At 72.2% G+C, this 14171-nt stretch carries 12 protein-coding genes and 1 pseudogene; 9 read left to right on the top strand and 4 right to left on the bottom strand.

Translation table 11 applies throughout. The features are described from left to right. On the top strand, window positions 1-669 hold a 669-nt coding region (locus ACTUAL_RS12435), incomplete at its 5' end, for a DUF5753 domain-containing protein (protein ID WP_440900337.1). A 3-nt stretch (window positions 670-672) separates the two neighbouring features. Then, window positions 673-858 (top strand): DUF397 domain-containing protein, encoded by a 186-nt coding sequence (locus ACTUAL_RS12430; RefSeq protein WP_440900336.1) that lies wholly within the window; start codon window positions 673-675, stop codon window positions 856-858. 386 nt (window positions 859-1244) lie between these two features. Here the strand turns inward: ACTUAL_RS12430 and ACTUAL_RS12425 are convergent, their stop codons facing one another. Both ACTUAL_RS12425 and ACTUAL_RS12420 read right to left on the bottom strand, forming a co-directional pair. Then, complete coding sequence (locus ACTUAL_RS12425) at window positions 1245-2378, bottom strand: glycosyltransferase family 4 protein (protein ID WP_096496930.1); 1134 nt, start codon at window positions 2376-2378, stop codon at window positions 1245-1247. Between the two features lie 173 nt (window positions 2379-2551). After that, window positions 2552-3616 (bottom strand): glycosyltransferase family 4 protein, encoded by a 1065-nt coding sequence (locus ACTUAL_RS12420; RefSeq protein WP_440900335.1) that lies wholly within the window; start codon window positions 3614-3616, stop codon window positions 2552-2554. 106 nt (window positions 3617-3722) lie between these two features. On the opposite strand from ACTUAL_RS12420, the gene ACTUAL_RS12415 reads away from it, so the two are divergent. The 4 genes from ACTUAL_RS12415 (at window position 3723) to ACTUAL_RS12400 (ending at window position 8748) form a co-directional block, all read left to right on the top strand. Beyond that, window positions 3723-4664, top strand: coding sequence for a glycosyltransferase family 2 protein (locus tag ACTUAL_RS12415; protein ID WP_440900334.1), 942 nt, complete (start codon window positions 3723-3725; stop codon window positions 4662-4664). 16 nt (window positions 4665-4680) lie between these two features. Next, on the top strand, window positions 4681-5064 hold the full coding sequence (locus ACTUAL_RS12410; RefSeq protein ID WP_096496933.1) for a CU044_2847 family protein: 384 nt from the start codon (window positions 4681-4683) through the stop codon (window positions 5062-5064). 128 nt (window positions 5065-5192) lie between these two features. Further along, window positions 5193-7661, top strand: a complete 2469-nt coding sequence (locus tag ACTUAL_RS12405) for a glycosyltransferase (protein WP_440900333.1) — start codon at window positions 5193-5195, stop codon at window positions 7659-7661. Further along, the gene (locus ACTUAL_RS12400; protein ID WP_096496935.1) at window positions 7654-8748 is read left to right on the top strand and encodes a glycosyltransferase family 4 protein; all 1095 of its coding nucleotides are present in this window, start codon (window positions 7654-7656) and stop codon (window positions 8746-8748) included. The genes ACTUAL_RS12405 and ACTUAL_RS12400 overlap by 8 nt, the downstream gene beginning before the upstream one ends. Window positions 8749-9170: 422 nt before the next feature. On the opposite strand, the gene rfbD is transcribed toward ACTUAL_RS12400, so the two are convergent. Both rfbD and rfbB read right to left on the bottom strand, forming a co-directional pair. Continuing rightward, window positions 9171-10061: a dTDP-4-dehydrorhamnose reductase gene (rfbD, locus tag ACTUAL_RS12395; RefSeq protein ID WP_440900332.1), complete on the bottom strand. Its 891-nt coding sequence runs from the start codon at window positions 10059-10061 to the stop codon at window positions 9171-9173. Then, window positions 10061-11053: a dTDP-glucose 4,6-dehydratase gene (rfbB, locus tag ACTUAL_RS12390; RefSeq protein WP_096496937.1), complete on the bottom strand. Its 993-nt coding sequence runs from the start codon at window positions 11051-11053 to the stop codon at window positions 10061-10063. The genes rfbD and rfbB overlap by 1 nt, the downstream gene beginning before the upstream one ends. Before the next feature lie 174 nt (window positions 11054-11227). Here rfbB and ACTUAL_RS12385 point away from each other — a divergent pair, with 174 nt between their 5' ends. The 3 genes and pseudogenes from ACTUAL_RS12385 to ACTUAL_RS12375 all read left to right on the top strand — a co-directional run. Beyond that, window positions 11228-12775: an LCP family protein gene (locus ACTUAL_RS12385; RefSeq protein ID WP_440900331.1), complete on the top strand. Its 1548-nt coding sequence runs from the start codon at window positions 11228-11230 to the stop codon at window positions 12773-12775. A gap of 78 nt (window positions 12776-12853) precedes the next feature. After that, the gene (locus ACTUAL_RS12380) at window positions 12854-14068 is read left to right on the top strand and encodes an LCP family protein (protein WP_096498098.1); all 1215 of its coding nucleotides are present in this window, start codon (window positions 12854-12856) and stop codon (window positions 14066-14068) included. Between the two features lie 10 nt (window positions 14069-14078). Beyond that, a pseudogene (locus tag ACTUAL_RS12375) lies at window positions 14079-14171 on the top strand (TIGR03089 family protein); the annotation flags it as partial.

Here is a 14171-nt window from a genome sequence, read left to right as displayed (position 1 = left end):
GTTGCTCGTATGCAAAATGATCTACAGGGCATCCGTCTTGCGGACAACTCCTGGAAGCGGCAACTCAGGACCGGGCACGCGCCTCGACAGCAATACAGCAAAGAAATCGAAGAAGTCGCCAGTCGAATCAGAGCGTTTGAGTTGATTCTGGTTCCTGGGCTCGTTCAAATCGCCGAGTATGCCCGGCACGTTTTCATCACCGTTGCCCAATTTCAGCGGACGCCACTTGACACGGATGAAGCCGTCCGCATCAGACTTGAACGACAGCGGGCGCTATACGATTCCGCAAAAGACATCGAACTGCTGATGTGCGAATCAGCTTTGCAGTACTTCGTCTGCCCGCCCGAGGTGATGTTGGCTCAGATCGACCGACTGCTTTCATTGCCCGGCCTTCCAGCGGTAAGGTTCGGAATTATTCCGCTCTACACAGTTCTCCCCACGGTCCCCGTAAACGGTTTTTGGATAACCGGGGACAGGGTTCTAATCGAAACAGTTGACACGGAGATAAACACAGAATCTCCCGCAGACTTGGAAACTTATCATAGGCTCGCTGACATGCTGTGGTCCGTAGCGGCCGAAGGAGAGGCCGCGCGGCGTATCCTGTTGACCAATGCAGCCGCGATCGCGCGAGCGCATGGCTTGCCAGGAAGCACCGAAAGGACGGAATAAAGCATGTTTCAGGAGAAGTGGCGTAAGTCAAGCTACAGTGCTGGCAATCCCGCGCAGTGCGTAGAGGTCGGTGCGACCTCCGGGTTGCGCGGGGTGCGTGACTCCAAGAACCCAAAAAACGAAGTCTTGATCTTTCCGGAAGTCCGGTTTTCCGACTTCCTTCGCCAAGTTCGAGGAAATTTCAAGTAGCCGGTTTACTGAGGAGGCGGCATGGACGGTAGGGCGACCTTGGCCCTACCTCCCCCCTCTTCTTCGTCGGTGGCGCGCTGAACTGCGGTAACAGTTTTTCCCCTGTTGACAGTTAGTGTGAATTTGACATTCGCCAGGCCAAACGGAGAAGAGGGACGCGGGATGGGGTGGCTGCGGGCTCGCTTCGCTCGCCCTGCAGCCCGCGAGGCGGTGAAGGGCAGTGCAGCCCGCGAAGCGGTGCAGGGCAGTGGGGCCTGCTTGGCGGTGCAGGGCAGTGGGGCCTGCTAGGCGGTGCAGGGCGGTGCGGCCTGCTAGGTGGTCAAAGGGCTTGCGAGGTGGTGACGGGCCCCGCCGGTGGTGCTGTGTGGGGTTGCCGGCGGGGGTGGTCAGCGTTTGGTGGCCTGGTGGGCGTGTGCGGCTCGGGCGTAGGCGAGGCGGTGGCGGGCTGCGGAGGTTTCCCAGGAGAAGTCCTTCGCGCGGACCAGGGCCGCCGTCGACAGGGCGTGCCTGCGGGACGGGTCGTCCAGGAGGGACGTCAGGGCTGCGGCGATGTCGCCTGCGCCTACGCCGCAGTAGGCGACGGCGTCGCCGCCCACCTCGGGGAGGCTGAGGCGGCGGGTGGTCAGGACGGCTGCGCCGCAGGCCATGGCCTCCAGGACGGGGAGGCCGAAGCCCTCGCCCAGTGAGGGGTAGGCGACCAGTTCCGCGCCGCCGAGGAAACCGGCGAGGTCGTCGAAGGGGAGGTAGCCGGCGCGGATCACCCGGATTCGGTGCGGGACCGAGTCGAGGGCGCGTTCCACCTGGCCGTCCCAGCCGGGTTGGCCCGCCAGCACCAGGGCTGGGGGGTTCGCGCGGCCTTGGCAGGCCCTGGCGAAGCCCCGGATCAGGGCCGGGACGTTCTTGCGGGGTTCCAGGGCGCCCAGGAAAGCCACGTACGGGGTGGCGCCCAGGCCCAGGGAGGCGCGGACCGACGCGACCTGCTGGGGGGTCGGGGGGTGGAAGCGCTCGGTGTCCACGCCGTGCTGGGCTATGTGCAGGGCGGTGCGGTCCGCGCCTGCCACGCGGGCCAGCTCGTCCGCGGTGGCGTGGCTGGGGACGACGCACAGGGACGCCCTGCGCAGGGACGCCCGCGTCCAGGCCCGGAAGAACCGGGCCTTGACCGAGGAGTGCAGCGCCGGGTCGGTGAAGAAGGTGGCGTCGTGCAGGGTCACGACGGACGCGGCTCGGCTGGCCAGGGGCAGCGTGTAGTGCGGCGAGTGCACGACGTCCACGCCGAGGCGGGCTACCAGCCTGGGCAGCGAGGCCTGCTCCCAGGTGAGCCGGGCGGTTCGGGTGGCTACCGCCTCGGCCGCCGCGATGACGCGGGAGGTCGGGGCCAGCCTGCGGTAGTGGGACGCGTCTCGTGGCTGGCACACCACGCTGACGCCCGCGCCGTCCGCGTCGAGCGCGGCGACCAGCGAGTCCACGTACCTCCCGACCCCGCCCCGATCCGCGGGGACGGCGGTGGCGTCGATCAGCACGCTGGGTTCGACGGGTGGCACGCCGAGAAGGGTACGACCAGCGTTCACAGCGCCGTTGGCGAATGCCCCGAACGATTCGACAACGCTCGCCCGGCGAATCGCGGGGGAATGTGTTCCCCCTGGTGGGAGCGCGCGCGGGAAAGCGCCGTCCCGGACCGGGGGTTCCGCGCCGCTCACCGCGCGCCGCGCTCTGCGGAAGCGGTGCCGGCCTGGGCGAGGTGGAGTTCCCAGACGGCTCGGGCCGCCCGCTCCCAGGTGAAGTCCTCGGCCCTGCGGCGGCCCGCCGCGGCCAGGCGGGCGGCGAGGGGGCGGTCGGTCAGGACCGAGCGGGGAGCGGCCTCCAGGGACCTCGGGTCGCCGCGCTCGGCCACCAGGCCCGCTCCCCCGGCCACCTCCACCAGGGCGGGCGCGTCGGAGTGGACGACGGGCACCCCTTCGGACATGGCCTCCACGAGCGGCAGGCCGAAGCCCTCGGCGAGGCTGGGGACGGCCAGGGCGGTGGCGCCGCGCAGGACGTGGGCCAGCTGGGGGTCGGGCAGCTTGCCCAGCAGGCGGACGTGCGGGGCGGACAGGTCCACCTCGCCCCAGCCCCGTTGGCCGACGACCAGGAGCGGGACGCCCAGCCGCGCGGTGGCGGCCACGAGGGCCTCCAGGCCCTTGCGGGGCTCGATGGTGCCGATGGCCAGGACGTAGCGGTCCGGGACGTCGGCCAGGGGGGAGGACTCGCCCAGCGGGGTCACCCCGTGGGGGATGGCGATCGGGGGCGCGGCGCAGGGGACCCTGGTCCTCAGGTCGTCCGCCACCGCCAGGGTGGGCACGACCAAGGGGGTCGGGCGGGCCGCGGCGCGGGCGATGACGCGGCGGTGCCAGGCCGCGCCGCGGGGGGTGAGGGTCTCGGGGTGGGTCCAGGGGACGGTGTCGTGGACGGTCACCACGACCCGGCCGCGCGGCGGGGCCAGCGGGGTCGGGGCGTGCACGGCGTCACCGCCCGGCCAGTACGGCACGCCCCGCTCCCAGGCGGCGATCAGCGCCCTGCGGGGGATCGGGAGCACCCTCGGCGCCCCCACGCCGGGCACGGCCGCGGCGGAGGGGTCGGGGTGCCTGCTCACGGCGGTGGTCACGGTCCAGCCGGGCGGGGCGGTCGCGGCGAGGGCCGCGGTGAGCTCTCGGGTGTAGCGGCCGGTGCCGCCGGGGACCGGGGCCAGCAGCTGCTCGGCGAGCACAACCAGGTTCGGCACGGCGGGTACGGTCTCACGCGCGGTGTCAGCTGGTGGTGGGGGTTCGCGCGTTCGTGGGCGAGATCCGGGCGCGGTGGCCCCCGCGGGCCGCGTAGCGTCTCCGGCCGTGTCGAACCCGAGCGCTGCGCCCAGCCCGAGCACGACGGTGGTCGTGGTGACCTGGCGTGGGCGCGAGCACGTCACCGACTGCCTCGACGCGCTCTCCGCGCAGCGGCGGGCGCACCGGCTGCTCGTCGTGGACAACGCCTCCGACGACGGCACCGCCGGGCTGCTGGCCGCGCACCCGAGCCGGCCCGAGGTGGTGCGGCTGCCGCGCAACGCCGGGTACGCGGGCGCGCTGGCCGCCGTGCTGCCCCGCGTGGGCACCGAGTTCGTGGCCTGGCTCAACGACGACGCCGCGCCCGAGCCGACCTGGCTGGCCGCGCTGGAGGACGAGCTGCGGCGCGACCGGGGGGCCGCGGCGGCGACCTCCTCGATGCTGCTGCCGGACGGGTCGACCCAGTCGGTCGGGGTGCGGATCACCGCCGACGGGCACGGGGCCGACCTGGTGCTCGCCGGGCGGGACGTGTTCGGGTTCTGCGGCGGGGCCGCGCTGGTCCGGACCGCCGAGCTGGTGGGCGCGGGCGGGGTTCCCGGCTCGTTCTTCTGCTACTACGAGGACACCGACACGTCGTGGCGGCTCCGACTGCTGGGTCACCGGGTCGTGTCGGTGGGGCCCGCGCAGGTGCGGCACCGGCACGGGGCCAGCAGCGAGCCCGGCTCGCCGCTGTTCCACCGGTGGAACGAGCGGAACCGGCTGCTCATGCTGCTGCGCTGCGCGCCCGCCGGGGTGGCGCTGCGCGAGCTGGCGCGGTTCGCGGCCATCACCGCGCTGCTGCCGGTGCGCGGAGGGCGGCCCGAAGGGGCGAACTTCCGGGTGGGGCTGCGACTGCGGGTGATCGGCGAGGTGCTGCTGCGGCTGCCGTCCGCACTCGTGCAGCGCGCCGCGATCGGTCGGCGTGCCAAGGTGTCCAGGGCCGACGTCTGGCGCGAGTGGGCCGGGCGCTGACACACCGGGAGGGCCTGTGGCCGAGTACGTCGAGGTGCGGACCGAGGACGGCGACTTAGTGCCGTTCGAGATCGACGAGGAGCACGACGGGCCCGTCCGGGTCGGCAGGCGGTGGGACCGGACCAAGGAGCTGGCCGAGGACACCCTGGAGGGCGGCGTCGAGCTGGCCAGGTCAGTCGCCGGGACGGTCGCGCAGCGGATCGGGTCGCTGCGCTCCCCCGCGCCCGACCGGGTGGCCGTCGAGATCGGGCTGAAGGTGGGCGCCTCCGGGCTGTTCGCGATCGCCCGCTCCACCGCCGAGGCCCACGTCAAGATCACGGTCGAGTGGCAGCGGGAGAGCCTGGCGACCGTGGAGGCCGAGCGGGACGAGGACGGGGAAGAGCCGGGTGGCGGCGACTGAGGCGCGTGGTGGCGCGGCGGTCGCGGCGGGCCCCGGCTGAACCCGTCGGAGGCATAAACCACCGTGACCGCCCGCTGCGGAGCGTGATGAGGCAGGCTTAGCGCGTGGAGCGAGGGAGTCTGCCTGTCGTGACGGTCGTCGTGGTGAACTACCGCGGCGCCGAGGACACCACCACGTGCCTGCGGGCGCTGTTCACCGACGTCGACTACCCGCCCGACCTGCTCCAGGTCGTCTGCGTGGACAACGCCTCCGGTGACGGCAGCGCCGAGCTCATCCGCACCTCCGTGCCCAGGGCCGAGGTCGTGGAGGCCCCGGAGAACCTGGGCTTCGCGGGCGGCTGCAACCTGGGCGCCCGGCGCGCCAAGGGGTCCGTGCTGGCGTTCCTGAACAACGACGCGCGCCCCGACGCGGGCTGGCTGCGCGAGGCCGTCCGGGTGCTGCGCGAGGACCCGGCCGTGGGCGCGGTCGCCAGCAAGGTCCTGGACTGGGACGGGAAGGTCGTCGACTTCGTCGACGCCGGGCTCACCTGGTTCGGCATGGGCTACAAGCGGCACGCGGGCGAGGTGGACGACGGCAGCCACGACGCGCCGCGCGACGTGCTGTTCGCGACCGGCTCCGCGATGGTCGTGCGCACCGAGCTGTTCGCCGAGCTGCGCGGCTTCGACGAGCGGTTCTTCATGTTCTACGAGGACGTCGACCTCGGCTGGCGGCTGAACCTGCGCGGCTGGCGGGTGCGCTACGAGCCGAAGTCGCTGACGTTCCACAAGCACCACGCGTCGATGAAGTCCGTGGACACCAGCCGCGAGCTGTTCCTGCTGGAGCGCAACGCGCTGGCCGCGCTGTACAAGAACCTGTCGGACGACGTGCTCGCCAAGGTGCTGCCCGCCGCGCTCGCGCTGGTGGTGCGCAGGGCGACCGCGCGCGGCGACATCGACCCGACCCAGCTGGAGATCACCCGCCGCCCCGCCGACCCGGCGGACGACGCGGCGCCCGTGCCGATCGCGCGGCAGGCGCTGGCCGGGTTCCTGGCGATCGACCAGTTCGTGGAGCTGCTGCCCTCGCTGGCCGAGTCGCGCAAGGCCGAGCAGGCCGCGCGCAGGCGCACCGACGCCGACCTGCTGCCGCTGATGCGCAAGGCCATGGAGCCCGCCTACCCGCTGCCGCGCTACCTGGCCGCGCACGAGGTCCTGGTCGACGTGTTCGGCCTGGAGGGCGTGTTCGGCCGCCCCCGCCGGGTGCTGGTGCTCACCGGCGACGCGATCTCGCCGAAGATGGCCGGTCCGGCGATCCGGGCGTGGAACATGGCCGACGTGCTGGTGGCCGAGCACGACGTGCGGCTGGTGACGGTGAACCCGCTGTGCGCGCCGCCCGACGCGGCGTTCCCGGTGCTGCGGGCGCGGCAGAAGGAGCTGGGCGAGCACGTCGACTGGGCCGACGTCGTGGTGCTGCAGGGCCACGCGCTGGAGTACCTGCCGCAGGTGAAGGAGCGCTCCTCCACCAAGGTCGTCGTGTGCGACATGTACGACCCGATGCACCTGGAGCTGCTGGAGCAGGGCAAGGACGGCACCGACGAGCAGCGCGCGCTGGACCTCGTGGGCGTCACGCGGGTGCTCAACACCCAGCTGGCGCGCGGTGACTTCTTCCTGTGCGCCTCCGAGCGGCAGCGGCACTTCTGGCTGGGTCACCTGGCCGCGCTGGGCAGGCTGACGCCGTCGCTGTACGATACCGACCCGACCGTGCGCTCGCTGCTGGCCGTGGCCCCGTTCGGGCTGTCCGCGAAGCCGCCGACGCGCACCGGTCCCGGACTGCGCGACGCGCTGGGCATCGGCGCCGACGACAAGGTCGTGCTGTGGGCCGGTGGCGTCTACAGCTGGTTCGACCCGCTCACGCTGGTGAGCGCGGTGGACGAGCTGCGCGAGCGGCGGCCGGACGCGCGGCTGGTGTTCCTGGGGATGAAGCACCCCAACCCCGAGGTGCCCGACATGGACGTCGCCGGGCAGACGCGGGCGCTCGCCGGTCGGCTGGGGCTGACCAACAAGCACGTGTTCTTCAACGAGAGCTGGGTCGCCTACCAGGACCGGCAGAACTGGCTGCTGGACGCGGACTGCGGCGTCACCACGCACTACGAGCACGTGGAGACCACGTTCGCGTTCCGCACGCGGGTGCTGGACTACCTGTGGGCCGGGCTGCCGATCGTGACCACCGACGGCGACTCGTTCGCCGACCTGGTCGAGCGCGAGGGCCTGGGCGTCGTGGTGCCGTCGGAGGACCCGGTGGCGCTGGCCGCGGCGCTGGAGAAGGCCATGTACGACGAGGAGTTCGCGGCGGCGTGCGCCGAGCGGATCGCCGTGGTGCGGGAGCGGTTCACCTGGGAGGTGGCGCTCGCGCCGCTGGTGGAGTTCTGCCGCAACCCCAGGCCGTCGGCGGACCGGCTGCCCGGCTCGTCGCCGATGGTGCGCAACAAGCCGCTGGGCACGCGGGAGAAGGTGGAGCGGGACATCAAGCTGGTGCGCGAGTACCTGGACGCGGGCGGGCCGTCCGAGCTGGCCAAGCGGGCCACCGGTCGGGTGCTCAAGAAGCTGCGCGGCCGTGGCTAGGCGCCCGCTGACGGTCCTGCTGGACGGGACCCCGCTGCTGGGGCAGCGCACCGGGATCGGCCGCTACACCGCGGCGCTGGCCGAGGAGCTGGCGTCGATGGTGGACGAGGTGGACGTGCGGGCGGTGGCGTTCACGCTGCGCGGGTGGCGGGCGCTGCGGACGGTGCTGCCGCACGACGTGGTGGCGCGCGGGCTGCCGGTGTCGGCGCGGCTGCTGCGGCAGTTCTGGCTGCGCGCGCCGTTCCCGCCGGTGGAGGTGCTCGCGGGGCTGGCGGACGTCATGCACGCGACGAACTTCGTGCTGCCGCCGTCGGTGCGGGCCGGTGGCGTGGTGACGATCCACGACCTGGCGATGCTGGACCACCCCGGCGACCTGCCGCCGTCGGACGCGCGGCTGCCCGAGCTGGTGCGGCAGTCGGCTTCGCGGGCGGCGGTGGTGTGCACGCCGACGCGCGCGGTCGCGGACCAGGTCGTGGAGCGGCTGGGCGTGCCGGAGGACCGGATCGTGGTGACGCCGCTGGGCGTGGACCCGGCGTGGTTCGCGGCGCGACCGCCGTCGGACCCGGTGCGGGCGCGGCTGCGGCTGCCGCTGGAGTACCTGCTGTTCGTGGGCGCGGGCGGGCCGCGCAAGGGGCTGGACCGGCTGATCGCGGCGCACGCGGCGCGGCCGGAGCTGCCGCCGCTGGTGCTGGCCGGGCCCGGCGAGTCCGGGGTGGACGGCCGGGTCGTGCGGACCGGGTACCTGACCGAGATCGACCTGCGGCGCGTGGTGGCGGGCGCCTCGGCGCTGGTGCTGCCCTCGCGGGACGAGGGCTTCGGGCTGCCGGTGCTGGAGGCGTTGGCGTGCAACGTCCCCGTGGTGTGCTCGGACGTGCCCGCGCTGCGCGAGGTGGCGGGCGGGCACGCGGTGCACGTGCCGGTGGGCGACGTCGAGGCGCTGGGCCAGGCGCTGGTGGAGACCGTGGAAACCCCGCCCAGCCCCACCGCTCAAGCGGCCAGGCGGGCGCACGCCTCCGAGTTCACCTGGCGGCGCACCGCGGAACTCACCGTGAAGGCTTACGAAAAAGCGGCGAAGCGTCGTCGTTAAGGCTTTTTCTTGGGAAAGAGGTCTTCCTCGGAAACCTGTCGCGATCCGCTGATCACGACCACCCTGCGCAGGAAGCGCTGGCGCTCTTCCTGCTGCTGGACCGCTGCGTTCTGGGTGCGCCCACGTTCGGACATGGCGAAAAGGCTGCACCAGCACGGGGCCGCCGAACCAGACCAGTCGGGAATTCCCACCCCTTTGGCGCAGCGCGGGCCACTGGAGTGGTGGACTGTCTACTGCGCGCAATCCGCCACGGTGCGGAAAAGCACCCCGTTTTTGCGGAAAGCCCGGTTGGGGACGGGGTTCCCGGTCAGCCGGGGTGGGGGCGGGGTTGCCGGTCCCGCGGGGGGGTCCCGGGCCCCCCCCGGCGGCCCCCCCCCAACCACCCTGCTGATGCGCGGGTGACTGCGGGGAGCGGGGTCCGGTCACCCCGCGACGCCCTCCCGCACCGCGACGGCCAGCGCCTCGCGCCACGGCCGCAGCGGCGTCAAGCCCGCCGACTCCCACGCCTTCGGCGAGAGCACCGAGTACGCGGGCCTGGGCGCGGGGCGGGGGAAGTCCTCGGTGCCGCACGGGCGCCCCCGCTCCGGGTCCAGCCCCAGCTCCTCGCACACCGCCCGCGCGAAGCCGAACCAGGTCGTCTCGCCGCCGCCGGTGGCGTGCAGCACGCGCTGCGCGGGCGCCGCGGGGCCGGTGGTCGCGGCAGCCAGCTCGACCAGCCCGGCCGCGAGGTCGGCGGACCAGGTGGGCGAGCCGCGCTGGTCGTCCACGACGGACAGGCTCTCGCGCTGCCCGGCCAGCCTCGCCACCGTCTTCACGAAGTTCGACCCGCCCGCCCCGTACACCCACGCGGTGCGCACGACCCAGGTCCGGTCCCAGGCGGCCAGGGCGCGCTGCTCGCCCGCGAGCTTGGTGCGCCCGTAGGCCGAGCGCGGCCCGGTGGCGTCGTCCGGCTCGTAGGGCGCGGTGGCGTCGCCGGGGAAGACGTAGTCGGTGGACACGTGCAGCAGCGGCACGTCGTGCTCGCGGCAGGCGAGCGCGAGCAGCTCCGGCCCGAGCGCGTTGACCGCGAGCGCGCGGTCCTCGTCGGTCTCGGCGTTGTCCACGGCGGTGTAGGCGGCGGCGTTGACCACGACCGGGGCGAGGCCCTCGGCGCGCGCCCCGGCGGCGAACTCGGCCACCCGGTCGGCGACGGCGTCGGCGTCGGTGATGTCCAGCTCGGCCGACGACAGCGCCCGCACGCGCCCGCCGGTGGCGAGCAGGTCCTGCCCGAGCTGGCCGCGCCCACCGGGCACGAGCAGCGCGGTGGCGGCCATCAGCGGGCCAGGGAGGCGCGCTGCTTGAGCGGCTCCCACCAGTCGCGGTTGTCCCGGTACCAGGCGACGGTGCTCGCCAGGCCCTCGGCGAAGTCGACCCTCGGCGAGTAGCCCAGCTCCTGGTTGATCTTGGTGATGTCGACCGAGTAGCGCCGGTCGTGGCCCTTGCGGTCGGTGACCGGCTCGACCGAGTCGTCCCAGTCGCGGCCGGTGGCCTCCAGGAGCTTCTCGGTCAGCTCGCGGTTGGTCAGCTCGGTGCCGCCGCCGATGTTGTAGATCTCGCCGCCGCGCCCGCCCTCGAGCACCAGCTGGATGCCCCGGCAGTGGTCGTCGACGTGCAGCCAGTCGCGCACGTTCAGCCCGTCGCCGTACAGGGGCACCTTCTTGCCGTCCACCAGGTTGGTGACGAACAGCGGGATGACCTTTTCCGGGAATTGGTACGGACCGTAGTTGTTCGAACACCGGGTGACGCAGACCGGCAATCCGTGCGTCCGGTGGAAGGCGCGCGCGAGGAGGTCCGAGGACGCCTTGGACGCGGAGTAGGGGGAGTTGGGCTCCAGCACGTGGTCCTCGGTCCACGAGCCCCGCTCGATCGAGCCGTAGACCTCGTCGGTCGACACGTGGACGAACCGCGAGACCTCGGCCTCCAGCGCCGCCTGGAGCATCGTCTGGGTGCCCAGGACGTTGGTGAGCACGAAGTCCGCGGACCCCGAGATCGACCGGTCGACGTGCGACTCGGCGGCGAAGTGCACGACCGCGTCCGCGCCCTTGACCAGTTCGGCCACCAGGTCGCGGTCGCAGATGTCGCCCTGCACGAAGCGCAGCCGGGGGCTGTCCGCGACGGGCGCGAGGTTGGCCTCGTTGCCCGCGTAGGTCAGCTTGTCCAGCACCACGACCTCGGCGTCGGCGTAGGCCGGGTAGGCGCCGCCCACCAGTTCCCGCACGTAGTGCGAGCCGATGAAACCGGCACCGCCTGTAACCAGCACCCGCATGGTTGTCCTCTCCAGTCCGAACCCAGTCCGACTCCTGCGAAGTGTGTCACCGTCTTAACCGCGCAACCCACCGGGTTGTTACCCCGTATCCCGTATAAGGGGTGAAGTCGGGTCGATTTAGCCACCCGCGATTAACCTTGGTTGACAGGACCTGACTCTGGGGAGGCAGCGCAAGTGGACGGGAGTCCGCCCGGTCGCACCGGGGGTTCGGCCGCACTGCGCGTGCTGGTCGGCACGGGGAGGACGCTGGTCGCGCTCGTCTCGGCGGCCGTGCTCGTGGTGACCTGGTACGGATGGCACCAGCTGCGCACCCTGAACCAGGGTGTGACGACGACGGACGTGTTCGGCGAGGCGTCTTCCACGGTCTCGCCGGAATCCACGCGCAAACCCCTCGACGGGGCGATCGACATCCTGCTGGTCGGCAGCGACAGCCGCACCGACGCGCAGGGCAAGCCGCTGTCCGACGAGGTGCTGGCGCTGCTGAACGGCGGCGTCGACGAGGGGACGCTGAACACCGACACGATCATCCTCGTGCACATCCCGCAGGACGGGACGCGCGCCGTCGCGATCTCGTTCCCGCGCGACTCGTACGTGGAGATCGCCGACGGGTTCGGCAAGCACAAGATCAACTCTGCGCTGATCAGGCAGAAGAACACCACCTCCGCCGAGCTCCAGGCGAAGGGGGAGACCGACCTGGCGAAGATCGAGCTGGAGTCGACGCTCGCGGGCAGGCGCACGCTGATCAAGACCGTCGAGGACCTGTCCGGCGGCGCCATCAAGATCGACCGGTACGCGGAGGTGAACCTCGCGAGCTTCTACGAGGTCACCCAGGCCATCGGCGGCGTCGAGGTGTGCCTGAACAACGCGGTGGACGACGAGTACTACTCCGGGGCGAAGTTCCCGGCAGGCGTCCAGACGCTGGAGGGCAGGCAGGCGCTGCAGTTCGTGCGGCAGCGGCACGAGCTGCCCAACGGCGACCTGGACCGGATCGTGCGCCAGCAGGTGTTCATCGGCGCGCTGGCCCGCAAGGTGCTCTCCACCGGCACCCTGACCGACCCGGCCAGGCTCAGCGGCCTGGTCAGCGCGGTGCAGAAGTCGGTGGTGCTCAGCCAGGGCTGGGACATCACCGAGTTCGCCAGCCAGATGCAGGGGCTGGCGTCGGGCAAGCTGGAGTTCCGCACCATCCCGGTCGGCCCGCCGACCGACACCTACAGCGACGGCAACGTCCTGCCGGTGGACGCGGCGGAGGTCAAGGCGTTCCTGGGCGATCTGGCCTCGGACAAGCCCAAGCCCTCGTCGTCGACCTCGCCGTCGGGGTCGCCGTCGCCGTCCGCGGGCCCGCAGCCCTCGGCGATCACGGTGCAGGTCTACAACTCGTCCGGGGTGTCCGGCGTGGCGCTGAAGGTGTTGAACGCGCTCGGCGAGCAGGGCTTCCGCAAGGGGCAGGCGCTCAACTCGGCGGTCAGCGACACCACCGTGGTCCGGTACGGCACGGGCCAGGAGGCTTACGCGGACCGGGTGGTCCAGGCGCTCGGCGGTAACGCCACGACCGAGCTGGACGACTCCGTGCCGAGGGGTCAGGTGTTGATCTACGTGGGCGCCGACAACGCGGAGCTGGGCACGACCGACGACACGTCGTCGGCGCGCTCGGAGACCGGGTCGTCCAGCCCGGCGAGCAGCGCCGCGCCCATCACGGCCAACGGCGTGGTCTGCGTGGACTGATTTCCCGCTACCCCAGGTCCGAACGGGTGCGGGACGTTAGCCTGTTCGGACACGGGGGTAGTGGAGGGGGAGGTCTCGGTGAAGGCCGTCGTCGTAGCGGGCAGAACCGGGTTGGCGCTGCTCTCGGCAGTGGTGCTGGTGGTCACCGGCTACAGCTGGTCCACGCTGCGGCGGGTCCAGGAGAGCGTGAACACCACCGACGTGCTGACGTCCCTGGCGGACGTGCCGAACGCCCCTCCCGCCGACGACGGCGCGATCGACCTCCTCCTGGTGGGCAGCGACAGCCGCACCGACGCGCAGGGCAACCCGCTGCCCGCGTCGGTGCTGCGCCAGCTGCGCACCGAGGCGACCGACACCCTCAACACGGACACGATCATCGTGCTGCGGGTGCCGCGCGACGGGTCGCGGGCGCACGCGGTGTCCATCCCCCGCGACACGTACGTGCCGATCCCCGGCGATCGCGAGGAGAAGATCAACGGGGCCTACGGGGTCACGAAGTTCCTCACGATGGAGCGGCTGCAGGCCGAGGGCGTGCCGCTGGCCGAGCGGGAGAAGCGCGGCGACCAGGCCGGGCGGGCGGCGCTCGTGCAGGTGGTGCAGGAGCTGACCGGGGTCAGGGTCGACCACTACGCCGAGGTGAACCTGTACGGGTTCTACCGGCTGACCGAGGTGATCGGCGGGGTCGACGTGTGCCTCAAGGAGGCGACCAGCGACCCGGACTCGGGGGCGGACTTCCGGGCGGGCGCGCAGACGCTGTCCGGAGGTGACGCGCTGGCGTTCGTGCGGCAGCGCAAGAACCTGCCGAGCGGGGACCTGAGCCGGATCACCCGGCAGCAGGTGTTCCTGTCGTCGGCGATGTCGAAGCTGCTGACGGCGGGCACGTTCGCCGACCCGTCGAAGCTGTCCGGGCTGCTGGAGGCGGTGAGCAAGTCGGTCGTGGTGGACGACGGGCTGGACGTCGCCACGCTGGCGGGGCAGCTGGGCGGGATCTCCGGCGGGAACGTGGAGTTCGCGACGATCCCGGTGACGGCGGTGGGCGCGGTCAACGACCGGGGGCAGAGCGTGGTGCTGGTGGACCGGGAGCAGGTGCGGGCGTTCGTGGCGCGGGTGCTGGGCGAGAAGACGCCCGAGCCGACGGCGCCCGCGTCCTCGGAAGCGGCCCCGACCACCTCGAACGCGGCCCCGACCACGACCGAGCGGCTGTCGGGTGGCAAGGTTGTCGCGTTGGACGGGGCGGCGCAGCGGGTAGTCCAGCGCCAGGCACTCCAGCAAGGTCCCCCCTGCGTCGACTAGCGAGGTTGACTTGACCGTCACGGAAGCTCTGCTCACGCCGCTGCTGGCCGAACCGGGACGGCCCCTGATCACGCACTACGACGACGTCGAGGGCACGCGCGTC

Source organism: Actinosynnema sp. (assembly GCF_052038725.1).
The sequence above is the reverse complement of the archived record's forward strand: the minus strand, read 5'-3'. Positions and strand labels throughout refer to the sequence as shown.